Consider the following 24,814-nt stretch of genomic DNA (forward strand, 5'->3'; position numbering starts at 1 on the left):
CAGGTTGAACCCGTTCCCACGAGGCCGAAGCATACGTGGTCAAGCCAGCGCGGCGATCATCCTGCCGACGAGAGCCAGGAACAACAGCGTGCCGAACACGAGGGCGACGACGTCCAACCGACGGATCGGGCGGGTGCGACGCAAGGGCAGGCCGGGTTCGGCGGCCTTCTCGGCCAGCACGGTCCGCACGACGAGGACCGCGAGCCAGATCGGGCCCAAGACGGCGGCCAACACGACGAACGCGGTCTCGCTCACGGGCCGACCTTTCGCGCCGGGGAGCCGACATAGACGCCGGGTTCGAGGCAGTCTCGGGTTACGACGCTACCGGCCCCGATCACGACATCATCGCCGACGGTGACGCCGGGCAGGATCATCGCCCGAGCGCCGATCCACGCGCGGTCGCCGATCTTGACGCTGCGGCCGCGAGGAACCTTGGAGACGCCGCCGTCCGGGGTGCGGTCGTGGTGGGAGGTCACGATCATCACCTGCGGACCGATCTGGCAGTCACGGCCGATCTCGATCGGGGCGACGGCCTCCAGATAGAGCTCACGGTTGGCGAAAGTGCCGGCACCGATACGGACATGCCGCATCGGGCCGAGAAGCTTGGCACCGGGGAAGATGTTCGGGGTGTCGATCCTCGTGCCGAACGCCCGGTAGCCGAGCCACCGCAACGGCCGTGGGATGAGGTTACTGCCGAGCACAGTGTTGACCAGCACGCCGAGCGTGGCGGCCCACAGGTCGATGCGGGCCTCGCGGATCAGCCGCCGGGCGAGGCTCATCGCTTTCCTTCCTTACGTTGCAACAGTTGGCTGTCGCCTTCGGAAGCTACGCGTTCGTAGTAGCCGTCGGCGATCAACCGGTCGGCCAGGGCCCCGGTCCAACCGGGCGGGGCTCCGAAGTAGACAGTGCCGTAGGCGTCCTGGGCATGGTTGATCACCAAGAAGTCCAGCTTGGCCTTGAGGACACAAGATTCACCGTTCGGGAAGACGGTGCAACCGTCCTCGGCGGACACCTGGCGCACATCCCCGACACGCTGCCACTCCAACGGGGCATACGACACCACCGTGCCGATGCTCTGGCCGTCGCGGGCAAGGTCGTAGGCCTTCTGCACAACGTCCACGTCGGCCTTGGTGAAAGCAACGTACGCGTCGTTGCCGCCACGAACGGCGACGGTGGCCAGGATGGACAGGCCGAGGGCGATTCCCGTGAGGTAGGACCGTTTGGTGAGGGCGTCCAGGGCAATGCCGCCCAGCACCGCGAAGAACGGGAGGGCGAACAGGTAGCAGCGGATGAAGATCTCGCCACCGTACGGCTGCAACACGGCGAGCCCGAACGACGCCAACGCGAGGGCCGGCAGCACCAAGGATTTGCTGCCCCTTCGCCGCAGCACGAGGAATCCGGCGGCCGCCAACAAAGTCGCCCCGCCCATGATGCCGATGCGGGTCAGGAGGATCGCCTGACGGCCGGCGTTGCCGACGAAACGCTGGCCGATGCCCTGGCTCACCGAGGAGTTGAGATCACCGATCGAACCGGTGATCACGCTCAGCTGCCCGATCCAGAACTCCCGCGCTGCCAACACGAACCAACCGACCGCGAGGGCCAGCACCACGACCGGCAGCCAACGCGGCCACAGCCGACCCCACAGCACCAACACGATCAGCAGGCCGCCCAACATGTACGGCGTCAGCTGGTGGGTCGGGGCGAGGGCCATGGCCAGCAGCACCACGAGCCCCTCGGCACGGAGCCGGTCGCCGGCCGAGTTGTTGGGTGCCGGGGGCCGCTGGATGTCGGCGCGAGGAACAGCCAGGGGGCTCGGGCTGACCAGGTGCTGGAAGGTGATGGCCAGCGCGGCCAACAGCAGGATGTACGTGGTGCCCTGGGGTGAGGCGTAGTCCTGCTCGGTCCAGTTGGCAACCAGGAAGATCCAGGCCGCGATCCACGACGCCCGACCCGGGCCGACGACGGCGACGGCGATCGCCCGCACGCCCAGCACCGCCAGCCCCGACAGCAGCACCGGCGCCCAGTTCAGCAGCACCGACGTGTCGTGCAGGCCACTGGCCTCGGTCAGAAACGCCAGCAGGGCGAAGAAACCGGGCCAGCTGAACCTCGTGTCGAAGTCGTGCAGGACGTCGCCGTGCGCGCCGATGTAGTTGGCGAAGCCGGAATGCAGCCAGGCCACCGGCAGCCGGGCCGCCGGTTCCACCGCCGGCTGGAGGCCGTACACCGCGAAGATCGCCACCACGGTGATCAGCGTGAGCACGGCGGTTCGGCGGTTCTTCAGCAGCTCGATCGTGAACGCCGCCACCAGCAGGGGATACGCCACCATCAGCAGCGGGGACAGCGCCGGCACCAGACCGAGGCTGCCCAGCGTCGTCGGGTCGATCTCGCGGAAACCGATGAGCCAGCACAGCACCGCCGCACCGGTCAGCATCTGCGGCCGCCAGTCCTTTGTGTACTGTCGGCTTCCGGTCTCGACGGGGCGCTCGACAGTCATGAGAGTCACGCAGCGATCTCCAGTCGTCGGCGCAGGCTCAAGGCGGCGACGGCGGCCACGGCCAGTTGCACGGTGAGGAACCCGACGGCGAGTGGAACCAGGCCGCCGGTCGGCAGCAGCGCCGCCACCGGCAACATCACCGCCGCGCCCGCCAGTTGGAAGGCCGCGACCGGCATGCCCCGGCCGTCGGCCTGGAACACGCCCACGGCCAACAGGATGAGCAGCCGAGGCGCGAAGCCGATCAGCACCAGCATCAACGCGGTGCCGCCCAATTCCACGTAGTCGGGACCGAAAATGCTCAGCAGCGGCCGGGCGAGCACCACTCCGACCACGATCATCGGCCCGAAGAAGACCGCCAGCCTGCTGCCGGCCAGCCGCACGAGCTCCCTCGCCCGAGCCGGCTCCGTCGCGATCCGCACCACCAGCGAGTTCACGAATCCGGTCGCCGCCACGTCCACCGCGTTCACGGCGGTCCAAACCACGAAGAACACCGCCCCCGGCACCGGTCCAAAGCGGGCCGTGACGATCAGCGGCACCAGGTAGTACATCAGCGACTGGCCGATCGAGGCCAGGTAGGTCGGGCCCAGCAGGCTGACGACTTCGCTCCTGGTGGGCAGGATTCCGGGCTCCAGACGCCGATCACGCCGTCGTGAGGCCGTCACGACAACAACTGTCGCCCCCAGCACCGCAAGGATGGTCGGCACCGCCCACGACAGCAGGATGCCCAGCGCCCCAAGGGATGCCGCCAGCACCAGCACCGCGATCCGGCCCAAACCGAAGCCCAGGTTCTTCACCAGCACCGCGCCGGCCCGGTCCAGCCCGGTCAGCACCGGGTCCTGGAACTGGAGCACCGCCCAGGCCAGCGTCACCACCACGAACAGCGGCGCACCCCAGCCCGGCACCGCCAATGCCGCCTGCCGGCCGGCCGGGAAGGCCAGGAACACCAACGATCCCAGCAGGGCCCCGGCCATCACCACCGCGTACGTCCACAGCAGCAGCTTCCCGCTCCGGCCGCCCGCCCTCGGCAGCCAGCGCAGCACCGCCGGGCCCAGGCTCACCTGCGTCACGCCCGACACCAGCAGGAAGCCTGAGGTGAACGCCGCCGTCAGGCCCACTTCCGCCGTCGGCACGAGCCTCGCCGAGATCACCCATCCCAGCAGGCCCGCCACCGACGTGAACGCCGCCCCGGCCGACAGCGCGATCCCGTCTCGCACCATCCGGCCGTCGTCGACCGTCGCCGTCACTGGTTGCCCCGCATGATGTGATGCACCAGCGGGATCATGCTCACCAGCGCAAACCCCAGCAGCGCCCGCTCCGGATGCCAGTACCCCAGCGACAACATCGCCTGACTCAACAGGATCGACAGGGCGAGGCTCACGCCCACTGCCACCGTCCAGACGAAGGATTGGTTCCAAGGCCGGACATACGCCGCCACCGCCCAGCCGGGGACAGTCAGTGCAAAGAGGACGGTCAGCGCCAATCGCCACGGACCGCTCACGCCGATGAGCACCGAGAGCGCGGTCAAGGCGGCGATAGAGAGCAGAACGATGGCGGTGGTCTTACGGTAAGCGAGGTCGGTCATTTCCCACCCCGCAACAGCTTCAGCGGCGTCGGCGCGGTCTCCTCCGCCGCACGAACGGCGGCGGTGGCCTGAGGCTCGGGCAGGCCGAGACGGCGGCGCGGCCCGGTCAGCAGGCCACGCAGCAGCGCGAACGGACCGGCGATCACGCCATGAAGCTCCGCTTTGGACAGTTCCGGCGGGAAATCCGCGCCACGGCCCCGGTTACGGGCCGAGTCACCGGCCAGGAAGTGCCTGATCCCGCCGGGCATCCGGCGGGCGACGGCCAGGAGCTCGACCGGGCGGCGACCGACGTACACGGCGAACAGGGGCAGCAGACCGGTACCGTAGCCGCGCATCTGGCCGATGAGCTCGTCCAGGCCACGGCGATGCTCGTGCCGCACAACGGCATGCGGGGTGTAGACCAGCACGCCACTGTTGCGCAGCAGCCGAATGAACAGCTCCAGGTCCTCGCCGGACTTGGTGGCGCTGCCGGCGCCGAGCAGAGGGTCGCAGCCGCCGAGCTCACGGTAGGACATCGCCCGCCACGCCATGCTGTTGCCGGAGCCGAACAGGCCGGCGGCGAAGGGGTACAGGGGCCCGGTCCGCGCATCGTCCGAACCTGACGCGCCATGGGCGTCGAACCTGGTGCGGCGGAAGCCCTTGCCGAAGCCGCCCCACTGCTCGAACCATTGCTGCGCGGGCGTTTCCAACGCGTACGGCAACACCAGCCCGGTGACGCAGTCCACGGCCGGGTCGAAGAACTCCGCCACCAACCGGTCCAACCACAACGGGTCCACCACGGCGTCGTCGTCGGTGAAGGCGATGATCTCCCCGGACGCCTCGGCCGCGCCCCGGTTGCGGGCATTGCTCAAGCCCCGCACGGGTTCCGGCACATAGCGGACACGATCGTCGGAGGCGGCCAACTCTTGCAGCGCACGGACTTCCGGCCGGTTGTCCACCACGATGACCTCAAGCCGCGGATACTCCGTCGCCAACACCGAGCGCACGCACCGCGCCGCCAACTCCGGCCGACCGGCGCTGGGCACGACCACCGTCACCGACGGCGTGGCGAACCGCTCGTCCTCGGTGGCCGGCAGATCCCACAAACCGTCGGGCTCCGCACCGGCGGCGACCGACACCTCCCCCAGCACGGTCAGCCCGTCACGCACCAGAACCCTTGCCGGATAAGGGAACCGTGGGGCGTCCTCGACGGATCGGTCCCACTCCCCCACCGACACCGGCCCTAGTTCACGGTCGGCGCGGACCAACTTCCCCCGGGCGTAACCGGCGGCGGCGAACAACACCGACACGACCAGGGCGAAGGCGCCGGCGACGTGCAGTCGCAGCAGCTCGCGGAAGAAGGCGGCCGGGATGATCCGGGTGGTGTAGGCGCGCTCGGTCGACAGCGCGTCCCCGGCTCCGACCAGCCGCGACACCGCGGCCTTGGAGATTCCCTCGCCCCACGACCGTCTTCGCAGATACGACCAGCTCAGGCGGTCGCTGCTGACCCGATGCCGCACCAGCGCCCGCGGCTCGAACACGATCAGCGCCGACGGGTCGTGCTGCCGCAGCCGGATGCACAACTCGGTCTCCTCGCAGCCGACCGGCACCGTGCCGACCCGGCCCATGTCCTCGGTGAACCCGCCTACGGCCTCGAACACCGTGCGGCGGAAGGACATGTTGCAGCCCATGAGGTTGCGGACCTCGGCGAGCTGGACCGGTTGCCCCGTATAGGTGCAGCCCACGACCCAGTCCAGCTCACCGCGATCCGAGGCAGCCGGCAAGGTGACGGGCCGCTCGATCGGCCACAGCGGTGTCGCCGCACCGCCGACGGCCGCGACCAGGGGGTTGTCGTACGGGGCGAGCAGCAGCTCAAGCCAGTCGGGCGAGGCCGCGGACGCGTCGTCGTCGAGGAACACCACGATGTCGCCGACGGCATGGGCCAGTGCCGTGTTGCGCGCCCCGGACAGCCCGCGGCGATTCTCGTTGGCCAGCACGGTGACGCCGGCGATGCCGGCCGCGCGGGCGGCCAGCGCGGGATTGTGGTCGATCACCAGCAGCAGCTGGTCGACCGGAATCGTTTGCGCGGCAACGGATTCGACGGCCGTGACAATATCGGGCCAACGCCGCTCGGTGTAGGCGCAGACGACGACCGTGACCGTCACGACGCGCGGTCTTCCGCCAGGTCGAAACGGGGCGTCGGCAGGTGCGGCCGCAGGGTGGTGATGCCCGCTCTGCGGGCCCGCCCGAGCAGCGTCGCCCGTCTCCGCTCGGCGAGAAGCGTCTTGAGCACCCGGAAGCCGTCGCTGAAGGTGCGCAGGTTGCTCTCGCCGTGGATGCGGCGGCGCTCCACGCTGGGCACCTCGGTGATCGTCAGTCCGGCGGCGACGACCCGGCAGCTGATCACCGTCTCGATCTCGAAGCCGTCGCCCCACAGCAGGCCGTCGCCCCGCGCCACGCGCTCGACGGCCGGCAGGTCCAGCACCGGCACGATGTCCCGCCAGAAGGCGTTGTAGCCGTAGCACAGGTCGGAGAACCGGGTCCGGAACAGCACGTTGGACATGCCGTTGAGGCCGGCGTTGCCCAGGTTGCGCAGCGGCGTGATGTCCTCGCTGCCGCCGGCCGCGCCGTAGCGGGTGCCCTTGGCGAAGTCGGCGCCGGCGGTCAGCGCGGCCAGGAAGTCCGGGATCTCCGCCGGGTCGGCCGAGCCGTCTGCGTCGAACATGACGATCACGTCGCCGGTGGCGGCGAGGAAGCCGCAGGCCAGCGCGTTGCCCTTGCCGCGCCGTGTCTGCCGCACGACCCTGATGCCGGGTAACAGCCGGCGCGAGGTCGCCACGGTGTCGTCGACCGAGTCCCCGTCGACCAGGACGACCTCGTGCACGTCGGGTAACTCGGGCAGCACCCGCTCCAGGTTGCGGGCCTCGTTTCGGGCCGGGACGACGATGGTCACGGTGGGGCGTTCAGTACGCGTCATGGTCTGAGTGCCTGCCTCGACGAACGGGTTTCGGACGGCATGTCCCGAATAATGCTGACGAGTGAACGTGACGTCCAGAGGTGACGTTAAGTAACTACCGGATCGGACGCGTGAACGCGGAATGAACCCCCAGCTCGCCCGGCCATTAACCCCAGCTGACGACGGTTGTGACCCTGTTCACGTCAAGAGTGCCGGCGATCGGAGGTAACGTCTGGGCCGGGAAGCCGATACCGCGGATGTGAGGGCGCGATGAGGGCCGCGACGCCTGCCGTTTCCGTCTGCGTGCCCGCCTACCAGGCGGAACGCTTCCTTGGCGCGACGATGCGCAGCGTGCTGGCGCAGAATTTCGGCGACTTCGAGCTGCTAGTCCTCGACAACGCGTCGACCGACCGCACCGAAGTTGTTGCACATTCATTCGACGATTACCGCGTACGGGTGATACGGAACCCCCGGGTTCTCCCACTGGCCGAGAACTGGAACCTGGCCGTCCATTACAGCCGCGCGCCGCTGGTGAAACTTCTGTGCGCGGACGATCTTCTCCGACCCGATTGTTTGCGGTTACAACATCAGGCGCTAATCGGCCGGCACGATCTGTCGCTGACCGCCTGCCGGCGTGATTTCGTCGACGACACCGGCCGCAGGCTGGTCGCCGGGCGCGGGCTGCGCGGACTGATCGGCCGGCACGATCGGACGGCGGTGGCCCGGCGGATCGTGCGTGACGGCGGAAATCCGGTCGGCGAGCCCGGGTCGGTGCTGTTCCGGCGGGAGCACTTCGAGGCCGTCGGCGGCTTCGACGGCCGGCTGAGCTTCCCGATGGACCTCGACCTGTGGCTGCGGATGCTCGACCACGGCGGCTTCCACGGCATGGCCGACAGCCTGGCCGCCTTCCGCGTCCGGCCCGGCTCGCTGTCCGGAAAGGCCGGTCGGGCCGAGTATGCCGAGCAACGCTCGTACACCCGCCACATCGGCGGCGTTCGCCCGGTCGACCGGGCGCTGAGCTCCGTCAACGCGCCGGCCTCGCGGCTGCGCCGGCAGGGTCTGTTTCTCCTGGCCGGCCACTACGCACGGCAATCGGGCTGATCGATGGCGGGCCTGCTGCCCGGCCGAACGGGCAGCAGACTCGACACCACAGGCCTCAGCTACGCCAGCAGCTTCTCGATCAGGGCGAGTTCCTCGTCGCTGAAGTCCAGGTTGGCCGCCGCGCCCACGCTGTCCTCGATCTGCCGGACGCTGCTCGCGCCGACCAGCGCCGAGGTCACGCGGCCGCCGCGCAGCACCCAGGCGATGGCCATCTGCGCCAGCGTCTGACCACGGCCCTGGGCCACGTCGTTCAGCGCCCGCACCCGGTCCAGCTGCCGCTCGACGCCTTCGCTCGTCAGGAAGGGGCTGTCGCCGGCCGCGCGCGAGTCGGCCGGGATGCCGTTGAGGTACCGGCCGGTCAGCAGGCCCTGGGCCAGCGGCGAGAAGGCGATCGAGCCGGCGCCCGCCTCGTCCAGCACGTCGAGCAGGCCGTCCTCCACCCAGCGGTTCACCATCGAGTACGACGGCTGGTGGATCAGCAGCGGCGTGCCCAGCTCCTTCAGCACCGCCGCCGCCTCTCGGGTCTGCTCCGCCGAGTAGTTCGACACGCCGACGTAGAGCGCCTTTCCTTGCTGCACAACGGAGTGCAGCGCGCCCATGGTCTCCTCGATCGGCGTCTCCGGGTCCGGCCGGTGGTGGTAGAAGACATCCACGTAGTCCAGGCCCATGCGCCGCAGACTGGCGTCCAAACTGGACACCAGGTACTTGCGGGAGCCCCACTCGCCGTACGGACCGTCCCACATCAGGTAGCCGGCCTTGGTCGACACCAGGATCTCGTCGCGATACGGCTTGAGGTCGTCCGCGAACAGCCGGCCGAAGTTCTCCTCCGCCGACCCGGGCGGGGGGCCGTAGTTGTTGGCCAGGTCGAAGTGCGTGACGCCGAGGTCGAACGCGCGGCGCAGGATCGCCCGCTGCGTCTCGATCCGGTCGACGCCCCCGAAGTTGTGCCACAGCCCCAACGAGACCGCCGGCAGCTTCAGGCCGCTGCGGCCAACGCGGCGGTAGGGCATGGCGCGGTAGCGCGCTTCATCGGCGACGTACGGCATTCGACACTCCTGATCACCACGGACAACTCCGTGTCGAAGCCTAACCCGCCGCGAGTCCCGCTCTCGGGGCAACCGGATGGAACTCTCGCCTCCGCGGGTCGAGTTTCCGGAACTCGACATTCAGCTGCTGGAGAGCGGGACTCGCGGTTCAGCCCGGTCGCCAGCCCGGGTCGGCGAGCTTGCGTTCCAGGGCATCGGCGTCGACGATGTGGTAATAGCGGCGGTCGGTCAGCAGCACGCCTTCCTGACGCAGCAAGGCAAGGCCGTACTCCACGGACTTCGGCGAGGCCGTCACGAGCTGGGCCAACTCCGCCTGCGTGACGCCGCGCACCACCCAGCCGGCCCCGGCCCGCTCGCCCAGTTCCCGAGCCAGGTCGAGCAGCTGCCGCGCCAGCCGGGCCGGCACGTCGAGGGAAGCCCGGTACTCCTGGCGCCGATCGGCCAGGGACAGCCTGTGCCGCAACAGATCCGTGACGAAGCGCAGCACCTCGGGGTCCTCGTCGGCCAGGGCGAGAAAGCGCTGTCCCTCGACGTGCACGGCCCGGCCGTGGGTGCGGGCGACGATGCTGGCCGAGCGGCTGGCGCCGGACAACACGCCCATCTCGCCCAGCACCGCGCCGGGACCGTAGAAGCCGAGGATGGAGTCGACGCCGTTCTGGCCGGGCAGCACGATCTTCACCGAGCCAGCCTCGATGAGCAGCACCTCGTGGCTCTCCTCGCCCGCGCGGCACAGCAGCTCCCCGCCGCGGAACGCGGCCGGCCGCCCATGCGCCCGGAGCTTGGCCCGCACGGTCTCGAAGTCCACGCCCCCGTTGCTACCAGGTCGGCCGCCTTCCGGGGAACGACACGGCGCACCCTTCCCCCGAGCGGCGGCGTATTTTCCGCCCACGCGGGGGGCGTCACGGCACGGCGTGCCCCCGCGCGGCGGTCCATAGGCGGTACCACTCGACGCCGGTCATCGCGGCCGCCTGGGCCTCCGCGTCGGCGCAGGCGCGGATGCGGTCGGGGTTGGCGGTGCCGATCACGGGCTCGATCCGGGCCGGGTGGCGCATGAGCCAGGCCAGCACGATGGCCTCGGCGGTGGTGCCCTTCTCCGTCGCCATGGCGTTGACCAGGTCGTACGCGGCCTCGTCGGCGGCGGCTCGCGAGGCGCCGCTGTAGATGCCCCGGGCCAGGGAGCCCCACGCCTGGATCCGGACGTCGTTGGCGCGGCAGTACTCGACGGTGCCCTCGGTGAAGCTCAGGCCGCTGCCCTCGGGGTGGTTGACCAGCACCGCGGACTCGACCCAGTCCCGCCGGTGCAGGCTCATCTCCAGCTGGTTGGCCACGATCGGCTCGTCCAGATGCCGTTGCAGCAAGGACATCTGCGCGGCGGACATGTTGGAGACGCCCAGGGCCCCGACCTTGCCGGCGGCGCGGAGCTCCCCGTACGCGTCGGCGACCTCGGCCGGCTCCAGCAGCGGGTCGGGCCGGTGCAGCAGGAGGACGTCCACCCGCTCCACACCCAGCCGCCGCAGGCTGGCGTCGACCCGCTCCAGGATCGCCGGCTTGGACAGGTCGTAGTAGGTCTGCAGGCCGCTCTCGCCCAGCCGGATCCCGCACTTGGTCTGGATCAGGACCCGTTCCCGCAGGCCCGGGTCGCGCCGCAGCACCTCGCCGAACACCTGCTCCGCCTTGCCGGCCCGGTAGATGTCGGCGTGGTCGAACCAGCTGACGCCGATCTCCAGCGCCGCGTGCACCGCCCGCTCGGCGAGGTCGACGTCGGCGCCGGTGTACGGGGCGTCGTCCCAGGTTCCGCCGAGGCCCATGCAGCCGTAGATCATCGTCACGTCCCCGACTCTAGAACGGAGACCGCGCGCCTGCTGGAGAGGCACTTCCGGCCCGGCTATCCTGGATCTTCCGCCACCGACCCTGAGGTTCCGCGAAGCATGAGCGACTCGTCCGCCGTCCTGCCGGGGTATCCGGACCCGCTGTGGATCCAGGCGGTCACCCTCGTGCGCGGGGAGATCGAGCGCGGGATCCTGAAGCCGGGCATGCGCCTGGCGCCGGAACGCGAGCTGTGCCAGCAGCTGGGCATCAGCCGGGTCACGCTGCGCCGCGCGCTCGGGCACCTGGTCGAGGAAGGCGTGCTGAGCGCGTCTCGGGGCCGCGGCTGGTACGTGAGCCAGGCGGTGCAGCCACGCAAGGAGTGGCCCAACACCCTGGAGTCGTTCACCGAGACGGCCGCTCGAATGGGCCTGCGACCGCGCTCCGAGGTGCTGCAGAGCCGGGTCGATCCGGCGACCATCGACCAGGCCGAGCAGCTGGGCATCGCGCCGGGCACGCAGCTGTTCACGCTGGAACGGGTGCGGCTGCTCAACAACATGCCGATCGGCCTCGACCTGACCCGCCTGCCCCTGGCGCTGGCCCCGTACCTGTCCACGCTCGACTTCGGCGAGCGGTCCCTGTACGCGGCGCTGGCCGAGGCCGGCGTGGAGCCGGTGCGGGCGGACTCGACCATCGAGGCCACCAAGGCCGACGACCGCACCGCCCGGCACCTGGAGATCGAGCCGGGCGAGCCGATCCTCGTCATGCACCAGCTGGCCCTGAACGCCGGCCAGGAGCCGCTGTTCACGTCGACGATCCGCTATGCCGGCGAGCGCTACCGCCTGCGCACGTCGTTCAGCCGGACTACGGGTTGACCAGCACGCCCTTGACGAAGTCGGGGCCGGCGGCCGCCATCGCGGCGAAGGCCTCGTCGACCTGGTCGAGGGTGTACCAGTGGGTGACCAGCGGGGCGTAGCTGAAGCGGCGCTGGGCGATCAGCTCCAGGGCGACCGCCATGGCGGCGATGGTGCGGGTGCGGTCGGGGCAGAAGCCGTTGACCACGGTGACGGCCTTGTACCAGAGGTCCATGTCCATCTTGGCGTCGCCGGTGTGGTGGTAGCCGACGACGTTGAGCGTGCCGAACGGCCGGACCAGGCGGCCGGCGGTGGCCAGGCCGGGCGTCACGCCGGTGGCCTCCAGCACCACGTCGAACCGGGTGCCGAGGTGTTCGTCCGGAACCTCGTCGGGCGCGAAGGCGAGGTCCGCGCCCAGGGCGAGGGCCCGCGCGCGGCGGGCCGGGTCGGGGTCGACGCCGACGAGCAGACCGGGGGCATGCCGCTTGGCCAGCTGCACCAGAACCCAGCCCCATGAAGCCGAGACCGACCACGGCGGCGCGGCTTCCGGCGGCGACCGGCGACCGGGAAAGCGCTTCCTCCAGGACGGCGACCGGCTCGCCGAGGGCGTGAGCGGGCTCGACACCGGGCGGAACGGGCAGCAGCGCGGCACTGTCCATTACGGCCAGTGACGCGAAGCCCTCGCCGCCGAGCCCGGTGACGAGGTCGCCGACGTTCCACCGGGTCGCCTCGGAGCCGACGGCGGCCACTCGCCCGGCGATCTCGTGGCCGAGACGCATCGGCGCCGCGCTCGGATCGTGGTCGCGCCAGGCCGAGAGGTCCGACGTGCAGACACCGCAGGCCAGCACCTCGACCAGCACCTGGTGGTCGGCCGGCGTGGGATCGGGCCGCTCGACGACCTCGGACGTGCGCGGTCCGACCAGCTGGCTGAATCTCATGCTCGTCTCCGAGTGGTTTGAAGTGGTATGCGGTGGATTGGTGACCTGTCGCACGCCGGAACCCTGCCCAGGATGCTCTCATCACGGTTTCATACCGTCACTACTCTGTTCAGCCGCTAGACAGTACCGTGCCGTCTGTCCACTCTGGTATGCCGTGGTATGCATCTGGTACGTCGTCCGTCAGGGCGTGAAGGGAGCCGAGCCATGCGCACCGTGCTCAGGAAGCTCGGCTTCTACCTGCTCACGGCCTGGGTCGCGATCAGCCTGAACTTCCTGATCCCCCGGGTCATGCCGGGCGACCCGGCCGAGCACCTGATCAACCAGTTCCACGGCAAGCTCGGGCCGGCGGCCATCCAGGCCCTGCGGGTCCTGTTCGGACAGCCGGACGCCAGCCTGTGGACCCAGTACCTCAACTACTGGCACAGCATCCTGACCGGCGACTTCGGCATCTCCTACGCCTACTACCCGACCGACGTGGGCACGGTGCTGGGCCAGAGCATGTTCTGGACGCTGGGCCTGATCACGGCCTGCACCATCCTGGGTTTCGTGATCGGCACCGGCCTGGGCATCCTGGCCGGCTGGAAACGCGGCACCTGGCTGGATTCGCTGATACCGGTGACCACGTTCCTGTCGTCCATCCCGTACTTCTGGTTCGCCATCATCATCGTGCTGGTCTTCTCGATCACGCTGAACTGGTTCCCGCTGTCCGGCGGCTACTCGGTCGACACCACCATCGGCTTCAGCGGCGACTTCATCGCCAGCGCGCTGTACTACGCGGTGCTGCCGGCGGCGACCATCGTGATCACCTCGGTCGGCGGCTGGCTGATCAGCATGCGCAACATGATGGTGACCACGCTGTCCGAGGACTACGTGCGGCTGGCCGAGGCCAAGGGCCTGTCCCGGCGCCGGGTCATGTACAAATACGCGGCCCGCAACGCGATGCTGCCGTCACTGTCGGGTTTCGCGATGTCGCTGGGCTTCGTGATCGGCGGCTCCATCGTCACCGAGGTGGTCTTCAACTACCCCGGCCTCGGCACCACGCTGTTCAAGGCGGCGCAGGCCGCGGACTACCCGCTGATGTCGGCCATCTTCCTGCTGATCACGATCATGGTGCTGGTGGCCAACCTGCTCGCGGACGTCGTCTACGTGTTCCTCGACCCGAGGACGAGGGAGGGCTGATCATGGCCATGCAACCCGCGGTCCTCGCCGAGACGACCGAGCCCATCGAGCCCGAGGCGGGCCGGCTGTGGCTGCGCGCGCTGCGCGCCCCGCTGACCCTGACCGGCGTGATCATCACGCTCGTTTTTGTCGTGCTGGCGGTGATCGGACCCTGGATCGCGCCGTACGACCCGTCGGCGGTCAGCGACGCGGCCACCGCTGCGCCGTCCTTCGACCACTGGCTGGGCACCACCCAGAACGGCCAGGACATCCTGTCCCAGGTGCTCTACGGCGCGCAGGCGTCGATGCTGGTCGGGCTGGGCTCGGCGGTGATCACCACCGTCCTGTCGGTGCTGGTCGGCATCACCGCCGGCTATCTCGGCGGCACGAGCGACGAGCTGTTGTCGTTGCTGGCCAATGTGTTCCTGGTGCTGCCGGGCCTGCCGCTGACCATCATCCTGGCCGCCTACATCCCGCACAGCGGCTCGCTGGGCATCATCCTGGTGATCTCGCTGACCGGCTGGGCCTGGGGCGCCCGGGTGCTACGAGCCCAGACATTGTCCCTGCGCAAGCGGGATTTCGTGGAGGCGGCGCGGGCCACCGGCGAGCGCACGTCGAAGATCATCCTGCGGGACATCCTGCCCAACCAGCTCGCGGTGATCGCCGCGGCCTTCCTGGGCACGGTGACCGCGGCCATCCTGACCCAGGCCAGCCTGGCGTTCCTCGGCCTGACCGACGTCACGCAGTGGTCGTGGGGCACGATCCTGTACTGGGCGCAGGCCGACAGCGCACTGCTCACCGGCTCCTGGTGGTGGTTCGTGCCGGCCGGGCTGGCCATCGCGCTCATCGGCACCGCGCTGTCGCTGGTCAACTTCGGCATCGACGAGTTCATCAACCCGCGGCTGCGACAGGCCGGCATCGCCACCTTGAAGGCGCAGCGGGCCCAGGTTTCCCGTCGCCGAACCAAGCGGGTCAGGCTTTCCGGCGACCGGCAGCCGCGGCCCGCGGGCGCGCCGTTCACGGCCGACAGCACGGACGTCGTACTGGACGTCCGCGGCCTCAAGGTGAACTACGGCGCCACCACCGCCGTCGACGACGTGTCGTTCACCTTGAGGCGGGGGGAAGTCCTCGGGATCGCCGGCGAGTCCGGCTCCGGAAAGTCCACTCTGGCCTATGCCATCACCCGGCTGCACAAGCCGCCGGCCGACATCCCGCAGGGCGAGATCCGCTACACCAACGCGGACAGGTCCACTGTAGACGTGCTGGCCATGGACGACGAGCAGCTGCGGGCCTTCCGCTGGGAGGAGCTGTCCATCGTCTTCCAGTCGGCGATGCACGCGCTCAACCCGATCATGCGTGTCGGCGAGCAGATCGAGGACGCCCTGGTGGCCCACCGGCCCGGCATGGCCGCACCGGAACGAGCCGCCCGGGTGGTGGAACTCCTGGGCATCGTGGGCATTCCCGCCGACCGCGCCGGCTCCTACCCGCACGAGCTGTCCGGCGGCATGCGGCAGCGGGCGATGATCGCGGTCGGGCTGGCGCTCGACCCGGAGATCATCGTCATGGACGAGCCGACCACCGCGCTGGACGTGGTGATCCAGCGGCAGATCATCGACAAGATCATGGAGCTCAAGGACCGGCTGGGCTTCTCGGTCATCTTCATCACCCACGACCTGTCGCTGCTGATCGAGATGTCCGACACGATCGCCGTGATGTACGGCGGAAAGATCGTGGAAATGGCTGCCGCACAGGACTTCCACGAGCGGCCGCAGCACCCGTACAGCCGTGGCCTGCTGGAGTCGTTCCCGACGCTGAGCGGGCCGAAGAAGGAGCTGTCGGGCATTCCCGGCTCGCCGCCGGACCTGCGCCGGCTGCCCAGCGGCTGCTCGTTCCGGCCCCGCTGTCCGGCCGCCTTCGACGCCTGCGCCGAGCACGAGCCGCGGCTGTACCAGATCGGGGCGTCCTCGGCCGCCTGCCTGCTGTACTCCGACGACCACGTCGTGAAGATGGGTGAGAGCGCATGACCGCACCGGTGTTGGAGGCCGTCGACGTCACGAAGCACTTCCCGGTGCGCGGCCTGGTCAAGCGGGGCGCGGGGCGGGTCGTGCACGCCGTGGACAACGTGTCGCTGAAGCTCTACTCGGGCCGGATCACCGCCCTGGTCGGCGAATCCGGCTCGGGAAAGTCCACCCTGGCCCGCCTGCTGGCCCAGCTCTACCCGCTGACCAGCGGCGAGATCCGGCTGCACGGAAACCCCGTGCAGGCCACCAAGGGCAAGGCGTTCCGCGAGCACGTCAGCAAGGTGCAGCTGATCCTCCAGGACCCGTTCGCCTCGTTCAACCCGGTCGCCTCGATCGCCAGCACGCTGCGCCGCGCGGTGTCCATCCACCACGCCGGCAAGGGCGGTGACGAGCAGCTGGCCGTGATCGACGACCTGCTGACCCAGACCAATCTGGCGCCGCCACGGCAGTTCACCCAGAAGTTCCCGCACGAGCTGTCCGGCGGCCAGCTCCAGCGGGTCTCCATCGCCCGCGCGCTGGCGGCGAGCCCCGAGGTGTTCCTGGCCGACGAGCCGGTGTCCAGTTTGGACGTCTCGATCCGGCTGGGCATCCTCAACCTGTTGCGGCGCTTGACCGAGGAGCGTGACGTGGCCATGCTCTACGTCACCCACGACATCGCCTCGGCCCGCTACTTCGCCGCCGACACCGCCGTGATGTACGCCGGCGAGATCGTGGAGACCGGCCCGTCGGAGACCGTCACCCAGCAGGCCGCGCACCCGTACACGCAGCTGCTGATCTCCTCCGCGCCCGATCCGTCCCGCACGGATGTCAAGCGGGTCAAGGACATCGGGCAGCCGCCGAGCCTGATCTCCCCGCCCAGCGGCTGCCGGTTCCACCCGCGCTGCCCCTTCGCCATGGCCCGCTGCAGGGAAGAAAAACCGCCGCCCTTCGAACTCGCCGACGGCCACACCGCACGGTGCTGGCTGTACGCGGACAACCCTGAGCCCGCCGCGTCAGAAAGGCCCGATGCGCAGTGACCACCCCGGTTCAGCTCACCAGAAGGAACCTGTTGGCGGGCATGCTCGCCACCGCCGGCGGCCTCGCGCTGGCCGCCTGCTCGCCCGGCGGCTCGTCGTCGTCGGCCAACGGCCTGACCGTCACCGTCGCGGGCCAGTCCGACAACCTCACCCAGGTGTTCAACCCGTTCCTGGAGAACACCGCCCTCGGCGTGACCTACAACGGCTCCTTCATCTACGAGCCGCTGGTGCAGATCAACACCGCCGACATCGGCAAGGACATCCCGTGGCTGGCCAAGTCCTGGGAGTGGTCGGACGACAACAAGACGTTCACGGTCACGTTGCAGGACAACGTGAAGTGGTCCGACGGCAAGCCGTTCTCGGCCGATGACGTGGTGTTCTCCTACCAGATGCTGAAGAAGTACCCGGCGCTGAACCTGCAGGGCGTGCCCGACAACGAGGTCAGCTCGCCGGCGCCGAACAAGGTCGTGTTCACCTTCAAGGACCCGTCGCAACAGCTGTTCCCGAGCATCGTGTCGGCGCCGATCGTGGCCAAGCACCTGTGGGAGTCGGTCAAGGACCCCACCACCTACCAGGACCCGAACCCGGTCGGCACCGGCGCGTTCAAGATCGGCACGTTCTCGCCGCAGAGCCTGCTGCTGACCCGCAACGACGACTACTGGCAGACCAAGGCGGCCATCGCGGCGATCCGCTTCGTGCCGTACAAGGACAACTCCACCATCACCAACGCGATGGTGCAGGGCCAGGCCGACTGGGCCGGCGCCTACATCGCCAACGCGGACAAGACCTTCACGTCCAAGAACAAGAACTACCACTTCTGGGCGCCGCGGGCCGGCACCGACGGCCTCATCCCGAACCTGGAGCGCTGGCCGCTGTCGGACATCGCGGTGCGCAAGGCGATCAGCCTCGGCGTGAACCGCAAGCAGGTGGCCGCGGCCAGCGGCGAGCAGCCGGCGACCAGCGTCACCGGCCTGCCGCTGCCGACCTACAAGTCCTCGGTGGCCAAGGCCTACGACGGGGTCGGCTTCGTCGAGGACAAGAACAAGGCCATGCAGACCCTGGAGGCCGCCGGCTACGCCAAGGCGAGCGACGGCTACTACGCCAAGGGCGGCAAGCGGGTCGAGTTCAGCTGCAGCTTCCCGGCCTCCTACACCGAGATCGCCGCGCGCGTGCAGGTGCTGGTGTCGCAGCTCAAGGACATCGGCATCAAGTTGAACATCGACACCACCACCGTGGACGACATCAACCCGCGCACGGCCAAGGGCGACTTCGACTCCACCATGGGCTATCCGGTGAGCCCGACGCCGCGGGCGTTCTCGTTCTACAACGACACCATCAACCCCAACCTGTACTACCCGATCGGCCAGTCCACGCCCTCGTTCCAGAACATCGAGCGGTTCAAGGACGACGAGGCGGCCGAGCTGTTCAAGCAGTACCCCCTGGCCACCACCGACGAGCAGCGGCAGCAGATCCTGGACAAGATCGAGAAGGTGTTCGTGGAGAAGCTGCCGTGGATCCCCATGTTCTACTGGGGTTCCTACAGCAGCTGGAGCACCGCCAAGGTGACCGGCTTCCCCGACGAGAACAGCCCCTACTTCACCGCGGTGCCCAACGTGGTGGTGGCGCTGAGGCTGAAGCCGGCGTGACCGCCGATCTCGCCGTCATGGCGTACACGGTGCTCGATCAGGCCCGCGCCGATCTCGACGGCACGTTGGCCCGGCTGGCCGAGATCGGCTACCGGGGCGTCGAGACCTACGGCCTGGTCGAGCACTTCGGTCCGGCGCGGGTACGGGGCGCGCTGGACGCGGCCGGGCTGGCCGTGACGAGCGCGCACGTGCCGTTCCCGGCCGGCCCGGACGCGGAGTCCATCCTGGACCAGAACCAGGAGCTGGGCGCCGAGGTCCTGGTGTGGAGCATGGAACGGGAGGAGTTCGACTCGCCGGACGCGATCAAGCGCGGCGTGCAGCGGGTGAACGTGGCGGCCGAGCACGCCGCCGCCCGGGGCATGAAGATCGCCTACCACAACCACTTCGCCGAGTTCTCCCAGTTCTTCGACGGCGTGCAGGCCTACGACCTGTTGTTGGCATCGATGGACGAGCGGGTGCTGCTGGAGCTCGACGCGTACTGGGCGGTCCTCGGCGGCGCCGATCCGGCCGAGATCCTGACCCGGCTCGGCGACCGCGTTCGGTTCATCCACATCAAGGACGGGCCGGCCCTCAGCTACGAAGACGACGTGATGGTGCCGATCGGCGAGGGTCGGATCGACTGGCGCACAACGCTGTCCGTGCCGTCCGGGCTGCGCTGGCACATCGTCGAGCTGGAACGGCTGCACATCGACACGTTCGAGGCGCTGCAACGCAGCTATGACCACCTGGTCGGCAACGGGCTCTCGTTGGGGGCGCGATGAAGGTGCTGTTCCTGGGCGGGGCCGGCATGATCGGCTCCGCCTGCGCGGACGAGGCGGTGGCCTCCGGTCTGGACGTCACCGTCGTCACGCGCACCGAACCGAAGCGGCAGCCGCCGCCCGGGGTCCGCGCGCTGCGGGCCGACGTCCGGGACGCCGAGCAGCTGCGGCACGCCCTGGACGACGAGGACTTCGACGCGGTCGTGAACTGGGTCGGCTTCACGGTCGACGATGTTCGTGCGCATCCGGAGGTCTTCGCCGGGCGCACCGGGCAGTACGTGTTCATCAGCACCTGCTCGGTGTTCGCTAGGCCGGTGCCGCAGCTGCCGGTGACCGAGTCGACGCCGCGCCGGCAGCCGGTGTTCGGCTATCCCCGCGGCAAGATCACGTGCGAGGTGTTCCTGGAGAACGCTTTCCGGGACAGCGGCTTCCCGCTGACGATCATCCGGCCGGCGCACGTCTACGACCGGACCGTGGTGCCGGTGCTGGCCGGCTGGACCGCGATCGACCGGATGCGGGCCGGCAAGCCCGTCGTCGTGCACGGCGACGGCACCTCGCTGTGGACGTTGATGCACTCCCGGGATTTCGCGCGGGCCTTCGTGCCGCTGCTGGGCAACGGGCACGCCGTCGGCGAGAGCGTGAACGTGGTCTCCGGGGACATCCTGACCTGGGACCAGATCCACCTGGAGCTGGCGTCCGCCGCCGGCGTGCGGGAACCGGCGCTGCGGCACCGGTCCAGCGAGACCATCGCCGAGGTGCTGCCGGGCTGGCGGGACGTGCTCCAGGAGGACTTCCGGCACTCGATGTTCTTCGACACCGGCAAGCTGCGGTCCCTGGTGCCGGACTTCGCGCCGGCGGTGTCGTTCGCGGAGGGCGCCCGGGAACTGGTCGCCCACCACGACGAGGAGCCCCGGTTGCGCTCGGTCGACGAGGAGCTGAATTCCGCGTTCGATCGCCTCATCGAGCAGACCGATACAAGACCAAAGTAATACCACTTGGTATTCTGGTCACCCGCCGACAGGAGGTACAGCCGATGCAGGGGCCCGTGTGACCGCCGAACAGCCGGTGCTGCCCGCCGCCTACCCGGAGCCGCTGTGGACGCAGGCGGCGTCGCTGCTGCGCACGCGGATCGCGGACGGCGAGCTGCGCCCCGGCGCGCGGCTGCCACCGGAGCGGGACCTCTGCCAGCAGCTGGCCATCTCCCGGGTGACGCTGCGCAAGGCCCTGTCCGCGCTGGTCGACGAGGGTGTGCTGCGCTCGGCCCACGGCCGCGGCTGGTACGTCACCTCACCCGAGCGCGGCGACTGGCCCAACACCCTGGAGTCGTTCTCCGAGACCGCCCGCCGGATGGGTCTGGCGCCCACGTCCACCGTGCTCCGCGCCGCGGCCGCCCCGGCCAGCTTTGACGAGGCCGAGGCCTTCCAGATCGCGCCCGGCACCCCGCTGTTCCGCCTCGACCGCGTCCGCCTGCTCGACGGCGTGCCCATCGCCGTGGACGAGTCCGTGCTGCCCACCGACGTCGCTGAGGACTTCGGCCGGCTGGACTTCACCACCGCGTCCCTCTACGAGATCGTCTCCGGCCGCGGTTTCCAGCTGGCCCAGGCCGACACCACCATCGAGGCCCGCCCGGCCACCGCGGCCGTCGCCGAGCACCTGGACGTGCCGGAGGCCACGCCCATCCTGCAGATGCGCCAGGTGGTCCGGGACCGCTCCGGCCGCCCGCTGCTGTCCTCCACCATCCGGTACGCGGGCGACCGCTACCGGCTGCGCACGTCCTTCACGAGAAATGCAGGAACGGAGCAGACATGATCGACGGCTTCATCGCCTACACGCGGGCCCGCGCCACTCAGGCGGCGGACCTGGCGGCGGCGGTCGACCGTCTGGCCGGCTCGGTGGCGGAGCTGGCCTCTGGGGGTCGTTTTTCCGGTCCTGGACCGGTGTTCGTGGGGATCGGGGCGAGCCTGGCGGCGGCGTGTGCGCCGGTGTGGGCGCTGCGGTCGCGGGGGATCCACTCGTGGCGGCTGGGGGCGGGTGACCATCCGCTGCCGTTCCCGCCGAGCACGCATCCGGTGTTCGGGGTGTCGCAGAGCGGGCGCAGCGCGGAGACTCTGGCGGTACTGGAGACGATCCCGTTCGCCAAGCGGTACGCGGTGGTCAACGTGGTGCCGTCGCCGATCGCGGACCTCGCGTCGGGCCTGGTCGATCTGGGCAACATCGCCGACAGCTACGCCTCCACCATCGGCTTCACGGCCACGGTGGCGGCGCTGGGGCTGATCGCCGACGCCTGGCACGGAGGCAAGATCGACGACGGTTGGGCGTGCATCGGCGACGTGGTGGCGACCATCGACCGCGACCAGGGGCCGCGGATCCGTGCGCTGGCCCCGTTGTTCGCCGCGGCGACGTCGGCGGACTTCGTCGGGGCGGGGCCGTTCGTGGGGTCGGCCGAGGCCGGCGCGCTGCTGTTCCGTGAGGTGGCGCGCATTCCGTCCACGGGCATGAGCACCCGCCAGTACCTGCACGGCTCCATGGAGTCCGCGGGTGGCGGCGTGCACGTGCTGTTCGGCGGCGACCGCGAGCTCGCCGCCGCGGAGACGCTGGCCGCGGCCGGTCATCCGACGATCCTCGTGACCAGCGAGGACATCGACGCCGGCCCGCTCGTGCACACCGTGCGCCTGCCGGCCCTGTCTCCCGCACAGGCCGCCATCGCCCAGATCGTGGTCGTGCAGATCCTGGTCGAGGCCGTCGCCGCCCTCCGCGGCGTGGCCATCGAGGAATTCGTGTTCCACAACAACGACATCAAGGTGCCGGGACTATGAGAGTTGTGGTCGGGGTCGACGTCGGAGGCACGAAGGTCGCGGTGCGGGTCGCGACGCTGGACGGGAAGGTGGTGGGCGACCACCAGTGGCCGGCGGACGCGTGGTCGGCGACGCCGGTGGGGGCGGCGGCGCGGTGGCTGCGGTCGGTGCTGTCGCTGGCGGTGCCGGAGGAGGACGAGATCGTCGCCGCGGGCATCGGGGCGCAGGGGTGCGACACGCAGCAGCACTGCCACGAGCTGGCGGAAGCGCTTGGGGCCCTTGGGGTGCGGGCGACGGTGGTCAACGACGCGCAGCTGCTGGTGCCGGCGGCGGGACTGGAGCGCGGCATCGGCGTGATCGCCGGCACGGGCTCCATCGCCCTCGGCGCGGACGCCAACGGCACGGCGCTGTACGCGGGTGGCTGGGGATGGGTGCTCGGCGACGAAGCGAGTGCGCCGGCCATTGTCCGGGAGGCGACGAAGGCGGCCCTGGCGGCGTACGACGATCGCCGGCCGGATGACGGCCTGATGCGGGCGCTGCTGGAGCACTACGCGGTCCCGGACCCGCCGGCCCTGGCGCGGGCGGTCAACGATGTGCCGACGCCGGAGAACTGGGGTCCGGGCGCGGCGGCGGTGTTCGAGGCGGCCCACGGGGGTTCGACGTTGGCGGCGCGGGTGGTCGACGAGGCGGCCCGAGGCCTGAAGCTGTTGGTGTGTCAGCTGATCGCCCGCGGCGCGGTCGGCGACACGGTGGTGGCGGCGGGCAGCGTGATCGTCAACCAGCCGCGCCTGGCCGAGCGGTTCCGGGCCCGGCTGGCCGACTTCTACCCCTCGCTGTCGCTGCGACTGCTGGACGTGCCGCCGGTGGCCGGCGGTGTGGTCCTCGCGCTACGAATGCTTACGCCCCAACACTGATCACCGCAGCAGGGACGCCGCCAGCAGGAACCAGGCGGAGTGCGGGATCCACTGCTCGGCCCAGCGCCACGCATTGCCGGCGGCCACCGGGGCGGGCGGCATGAAGTCGATGTCGTGCTCGTCGGCGAACCCGGCGGTGATGCCGTTGAGGATGCCGCCGGGCACGTTCTTGAAGATGGCGTGGTACTCGGGGGTGTTGCGGCCCCGGCCCTGCAACATGCAGCTGTCGAACGGGTTCAGGCCGAGCACCCAGTGCACCTGGTCGTCGGCCAGCACCTGAAGGCGCTCACGCAGTTCGTCGTCGCACTCGGGCTGGGCGGCGGTGACCAGGGCGGCGTAGGCGGCGGAGCAGATGCCGGCGTTCTCGCCCTGCCACCAGTAGCCGGTCTCGTTGCCGTGCGGGAAGAAGAAGCTGGTGCGCGGTTCCTCCCCCTTGGGCTGCACGTACTGCCGGTTGACGCCGAACGGGTTGTCCACTTCCTCGTTGAGGCGCACGGCATCCCGGGCCAGCGCCAGCGCGGTGACGCGGGCCTGGGCGGCGACCGGGGAGTCGGGGCAGACCTCGGCGAAGCGGAGCAACGCGATGATCGGCAGGCCCGGCTCGGCGGCGTGGAAGAACGGCCGGCCCTCGACGTCGCCGACGAGGTAGCCGAAGCCGGGACCGTTGGTGTAGCGGGAGATCAGCGACGTGGCCCGGGATTCCGCCGCCGACACCAGGCTTTCACCGGCATTGACCAGCTCCGCGGCGGCCAGCAGGGCGCAGTAGTCGTCGATGACGCTCTCGGTGCCGTCGAAGCTGTACTCGGTGTTGTGCTCCCGCAGGTGATCGAAGCCGCGGCGGGCCGTCCGCAGGTACTCGGCCTGGGTGAAGTCGCCGCTGACCTCGGACATCGAGGCCCGGGCCAAGGCGGCGACGGCCAGACCCCCGCCGTGACGGAAGGCGGCCTGCCAGCGCTGGGTGCGGACGCTGTCCTGGAGCGGAGCGTTGATCACGCGCTCGTCGAGGTTCTTGGTCAGCGCGTCGAAGATGCCGGTGTAGAAGTAGCCCTCGGGCGCCTGGAAGCGAACCAGGAAGTCGGCGCCGTGCAGGCCCTCGTCCCGCAGCTTCGCCCCCAGCGCGTCGGACAGGGCCGGGTCGGTGGCGCGCAGGTTGTCCCGGGCGGCGAAGAAGGCCCACGCGCACAACGGGATCTGCTGCGGGCTCATCATCCGCGTGTACGTGAGGTGGCTGAGGAACTTGCTGAAGTCGCCGGAGGCGTCCAGCCAGCCGCCGCGGGCGTCGACCGTGCGGCCCGAGTCGTCGTCGTAGAAGCGGGCGGCGCGGTCCTTGCGGTCGATCTCGCCGGTGGAGCGGACCGCGCGGAAGTAGTTGACGCAGTCGGACATCGCGGTGGCCGGCACGGCCTTGTCGGCGACGGCGAACGGCAGCGAGCGCTGAAGTCCTTCCGCCGTCCCGATCTCGACCTGGTACGTGCCTGGCTCGCGGGCGCTGCTGAAGTCGAGACGGCGGAAGGAGCCGACCGACCAGCGGTCCACGGTCACCTCGGGACCCGGCGTCAGCTCCAGCCGCGTGCCGTCCGCGCCCACCAACGCTGCCGAGCGAATCTCGGTGGGTTCGGTGTGCAGCAGCACGGCCTTCTTGCTGCCGGCGGAGTCGTAGCCGAGGTGACTGGTCAGGATCGTGGTCGGCACCGCACCGACGGTAGCCCACGGCCCGCCTTGGTTCAACTGGTATGGCTCTGGACTTACC

At 69.9% G+C, this 24,814-nt stretch carries 23 protein-coding genes and 1 pseudogene; 11 read left to right on the forward strand and 13 right to left on the reverse strand.

Annotation, left to right across the window (positions count from 1 at the left end; translation table 11 throughout):
- Positions 1 to 39: 39 nt before the first annotated feature.
- The 7 genes from KUTG_RS06095 to KUTG_RS06125 are packed head-to-tail and all read right to left on the reverse strand — an operon-like array spanning position 40 to position 7,032.
- Positions 40 to 255, reverse strand: coding sequence for a hypothetical protein (locus tag KUTG_RS06095; RefSeq protein WP_043715539.1), 216 nt, complete (start codon positions 253 to 255; stop codon positions 40 to 42).
- On the reverse strand, positions 252 to 779 hold the full coding sequence (locus KUTG_RS65660; RefSeq protein ID WP_043715541.1) for an acyltransferase: 528 nt from the start codon (positions 777 to 779) through the stop codon (positions 252 to 254). The genes KUTG_RS06095 and KUTG_RS65660 overlap by 4 nt, the downstream gene beginning before the upstream one ends.
- A complete protein-coding gene (locus KUTG_RS06105) occupies positions 776 to 2,503 on the reverse strand; it encodes a hypothetical protein (protein ID WP_198047038.1) in 1,728 nt (575 codons plus the stop codon). The genes KUTG_RS65660 and KUTG_RS06105 overlap by 4 nt, the downstream gene beginning before the upstream one ends.
- The gene (locus KUTG_RS06110) at positions 2,500 to 3,738 is read right to left on the reverse strand and encodes a lipopolysaccharide biosynthesis protein (RefSeq protein ID WP_052394091.1); all 1,239 of its coding nucleotides are present in this window, start codon (positions 3,736 to 3,738) and stop codon (positions 2,500 to 2,502) included. The genes KUTG_RS06105 and KUTG_RS06110 overlap by 4 nt, the downstream gene beginning before the upstream one ends.
- Positions 3,735 to 4,076 (reverse strand): hypothetical protein, encoded by a 342-nt coding sequence (locus KUTG_RS06115; protein WP_052394093.1) that lies wholly within the window; start codon positions 4,074 to 4,076, stop codon positions 3,735 to 3,737. The genes KUTG_RS06110 and KUTG_RS06115 overlap by 4 nt, the downstream gene beginning before the upstream one ends.
- Entirely contained in the window at positions 4,073 to 6,220 is a 2,148-nt protein-coding gene (locus tag KUTG_RS55270) for a glycosyltransferase family 2 protein (protein WP_063753488.1), read from the reverse strand. The genes KUTG_RS06115 and KUTG_RS55270 overlap by 4 nt, the downstream gene beginning before the upstream one ends.
- The gene (locus KUTG_RS06125) at positions 6,217 to 7,032 is read right to left on the reverse strand and encodes a glycosyltransferase family 2 protein (protein ID WP_157494356.1); all 816 of its coding nucleotides are present in this window, start codon (positions 7,030 to 7,032) and stop codon (positions 6,217 to 6,219) included. Before KUTG_RS06125 ends, KUTG_RS55270 begins: the two co-directional genes overlap by 4 nt.
- A gap of 249 nt (positions 7,033 to 7,281) precedes the next feature.
- On the opposite strand from KUTG_RS06125, the gene KUTG_RS06130 reads away from it, so the two are divergent.
- Positions 7,282 to 8,112, forward strand: coding sequence for a glycosyltransferase family 2 protein (locus KUTG_RS06130; protein ID WP_043715545.1), 831 nt, complete (start codon positions 7,282 to 7,284; stop codon positions 8,110 to 8,112).
- Positions 8,113 to 8,171: 59 nt separating this feature from the next.
- On the opposite strand, the gene mgrA is transcribed toward KUTG_RS06130, so the two are convergent.
- From mgrA to KUTG_RS06145, 3 genes are all read right to left on the reverse strand, one after another.
- Positions 8,172 to 9,158, reverse strand: a complete 987-nt coding sequence (mgrA, locus tag KUTG_RS06135) for an L-glyceraldehyde 3-phosphate reductase (RefSeq protein ID WP_043715547.1) — start codon at positions 9,156 to 9,158, stop codon at positions 8,172 to 8,174.
- A 148-nt stretch (positions 9,159 to 9,306) separates the two neighbouring features.
- Entirely contained in the window at positions 9,307 to 9,963 is a 657-nt protein-coding gene (locus KUTG_RS53000) for a Crp/Fnr family transcriptional regulator (RefSeq protein ID WP_052394095.1), read from the reverse strand.
- Between the two features lie 94 nt (positions 9,964 to 10,057).
- Positions 10,058 to 10,981 (reverse strand): aldo/keto reductase, encoded by a 924-nt coding sequence (locus KUTG_RS06145; RefSeq protein WP_043728436.1) that lies wholly within the window; start codon positions 10,979 to 10,981, stop codon positions 10,058 to 10,060.
- A gap of 105 nt (positions 10,982 to 11,086) precedes the next feature.
- On the opposite strand from KUTG_RS06145, the gene KUTG_RS06150 reads away from it, so the two are divergent.
- A complete protein-coding gene (locus KUTG_RS06150; protein ID WP_043715549.1) occupies positions 11,087 to 11,839 on the forward strand; it encodes a GntR family transcriptional regulator in 753 nt (250 codons plus the stop codon).
- Here the strand turns inward: KUTG_RS06150 and KUTG_RS60830 are convergent.
- A complete protein-coding gene (locus tag KUTG_RS60830; RefSeq protein WP_198047039.1) occupies positions 11,829 to 12,317 on the reverse strand; it encodes a zinc-binding dehydrogenase in 489 nt (162 codons plus the stop codon). The two genes, KUTG_RS06150 and KUTG_RS60830, sit on opposite strands and share 11 nt — an antisense overlap.
- Before the next feature lie 208 nt (positions 12,318 to 12,525).
- Positions 12,526 to 12,756: pseudogene (locus KUTG_RS66000) on the reverse strand (alcohol dehydrogenase catalytic domain-containing protein); the annotation flags it as partial.
- 204 nt (positions 12,757 to 12,960) lie between these two features.
- Between KUTG_RS66000 and KUTG_RS06160 the strand changes: the two are divergent.
- The 9 genes from KUTG_RS06160 to KUTG_RS06200 are packed head-to-tail and all read left to right on the forward strand — an operon-like array spanning position 12,961 to position 23,064.
- Positions 12,961 to 13,935 (forward strand): ABC transporter permease, encoded by a 975-nt coding sequence (locus KUTG_RS06160; RefSeq protein WP_043715551.1) that lies wholly within the window; start codon positions 12,961 to 12,963, stop codon positions 13,933 to 13,935.
- Positions 13,936 to 13,937: 2 nt separating this feature from the next.
- Positions 13,938 to 15,938 carry a dipeptide/oligopeptide/nickel ABC transporter permease/ATP-binding protein gene (locus tag KUTG_RS63265; protein ID WP_084578955.1) on the forward strand — a complete coding sequence of 667 codons (2,001 nt, stop codon included), beginning with the start codon at positions 13,938 to 13,940 and terminating at the stop codon, positions 15,936 to 15,938.
- Positions 15,935 to 16,951, forward strand: coding sequence for an ABC transporter ATP-binding protein (locus KUTG_RS06170; protein ID WP_043715553.1), 1,017 nt, complete (start codon positions 15,935 to 15,937; stop codon positions 16,949 to 16,951). The genes KUTG_RS63265 and KUTG_RS06170 overlap by 4 nt, the downstream gene beginning before the upstream one ends.
- Complete coding sequence (locus KUTG_RS06175; RefSeq protein WP_198047040.1) at positions 16,948 to 18,597, forward strand: ABC transporter substrate-binding protein; 1,650 nt, start codon at positions 16,948 to 16,950, stop codon at positions 18,595 to 18,597. The genes KUTG_RS06170 and KUTG_RS06175 overlap by 4 nt, the downstream gene beginning before the upstream one ends.
- Positions 18,594 to 19,358: a sugar phosphate isomerase/epimerase family protein gene (locus KUTG_RS06180; RefSeq protein ID WP_198047041.1), complete on the forward strand. Its 765-nt coding sequence runs from the start codon at positions 18,594 to 18,596 to the stop codon at positions 19,356 to 19,358. Before KUTG_RS06175 ends, KUTG_RS06180 begins: the two co-directional genes overlap by 4 nt.
- Positions 19,355 to 20,344, forward strand: coding sequence for an NAD-dependent epimerase/dehydratase family protein (locus tag KUTG_RS06185; protein WP_043715557.1), 990 nt, complete (start codon positions 19,355 to 19,357; stop codon positions 20,342 to 20,344). The genes KUTG_RS06180 and KUTG_RS06185 overlap by 4 nt, the downstream gene beginning before the upstream one ends.
- Before the next feature lie 58 nt (positions 20,345 to 20,402).
- Positions 20,403 to 21,164 carry a GntR family transcriptional regulator gene (locus tag KUTG_RS06190; protein WP_043715559.1) on the forward strand — a complete coding sequence of 254 codons (762 nt, stop codon included), beginning with the start codon at positions 20,403 to 20,405 and terminating at the stop codon, positions 21,162 to 21,164.
- Positions 21,161 to 22,171 (forward strand): SIS domain-containing protein, encoded by a 1,011-nt coding sequence (locus tag KUTG_RS06195; protein ID WP_198047042.1) that lies wholly within the window; start codon positions 21,161 to 21,163, stop codon positions 22,169 to 22,171. Before KUTG_RS06190 ends, KUTG_RS06195 begins: the two co-directional genes overlap by 4 nt.
- On the forward strand, positions 22,168 to 23,064 hold the full coding sequence (locus tag KUTG_RS06200) for a BadF/BadG/BcrA/BcrD ATPase family protein (RefSeq protein WP_043715561.1): 897 nt from the start codon (positions 22,168 to 22,170) through the stop codon (positions 23,062 to 23,064). The genes KUTG_RS06195 and KUTG_RS06200 overlap by 4 nt, the downstream gene beginning before the upstream one ends.
- On the opposite strand, the gene KUTG_RS06205 is transcribed toward KUTG_RS06200, so the two are convergent.
- Positions 23,065 to 24,756 (reverse strand): glycoside hydrolase family 9 protein, encoded by a 1,692-nt coding sequence (locus tag KUTG_RS06205; protein WP_052394097.1) that lies wholly within the window; start codon positions 24,754 to 24,756, stop codon positions 23,065 to 23,067. It lies immediately after the preceding gene.
- Positions 24,757 to 24,814: the final 58 nt, after the last annotated feature.

The organism is Kutzneria sp. 744 (genome assembly GCF_000568255.1).
Lineage (GTDB): Bacteria > Actinomycetota > Actinomycetes > Mycobacteriales > Pseudonocardiaceae > Kutzneria.

Bases quoted from the DNA above. Each gene is read 5' to 3' on its own strand.
- KUTG_RS65660 (WP_043715541.1), bottom strand. From the start codon at position 779: ATGAGCCTCGCCCGGCGGCTGATCCGCGAGGCCCGCATCGACCTGTGG.
- KUTG_RS06145 (WP_043728436.1), bottom strand. From the start codon at position 10,981: ATGATCTACGGCTGCATGGGCCTCGGCGGAACCTGGGACGACGCCCCG.
- KUTG_RS06185 (WP_043715557.1), top strand. From the start codon at position 19,355: ATGAAGGTGCTGTTCCTGGGCGGGGCCGGCATGATCGGCTCCGCCTGC.
- KUTG_RS06160 (WP_043715551.1), top strand. From the start codon at position 12,961: ATGCGCACCGTGCTCAGGAAGCTCGGCTTCTACCTGCTCACGGCCTGG.
- KUTG_RS63265 (WP_084578955.1), top strand. From the start codon at position 13,938: ATGGCCATGCAACCCGCGGTCCTCGCCGAGACGACCGAGCCCATCGAG.
- KUTG_RS06130 (WP_043715545.1), top strand. From the start codon at position 7,282: ATGAGGGCCGCGACGCCTGCCGTTTCCGTCTGCGTGCCCGCCTACCAG.
- KUTG_RS06150 (WP_043715549.1), top strand. From the start codon at position 11,087: ATGAGCGACTCGTCCGCCGTCCTGCCGGGGTATCCGGACCCGCTGTGG.
- KUTG_RS06200 (WP_043715561.1), top strand. From the start codon at position 22,168: ATGAGAGTTGTGGTCGGGGTCGACGTCGGAGGCACGAAGGTCGCGGTG.
- KUTG_RS06125 (WP_157494356.1), bottom strand. From the start codon at position 7,032: ATGACGCGTACTGAACGCCCCACCGTGACCATCGTCGTCCCGGCCCGA.
- KUTG_RS06170 (WP_043715553.1), top strand. From the start codon at position 15,935: ATGACCGCACCGGTGTTGGAGGCCGTCGACGTCACGAAGCACTTCCCG.
- KUTG_RS06195 (WP_198047042.1), top strand. From the start codon at position 21,161: ATGATCGACGGCTTCATCGCCTACACGCGGGCCCGCGCCACTCAGGCG.
- mgrA (WP_043715547.1), bottom strand. From the start codon at position 9,158: ATGCCGTACGTCGCCGATGAAGCGCGCTACCGCGCCATGCCCTACCGC.
- KUTG_RS06115 (WP_052394093.1), bottom strand. From the start codon at position 4,076: ATGACCGACCTCGCTTACCGTAAGACCACCGCCATCGTTCTGCTCTCT.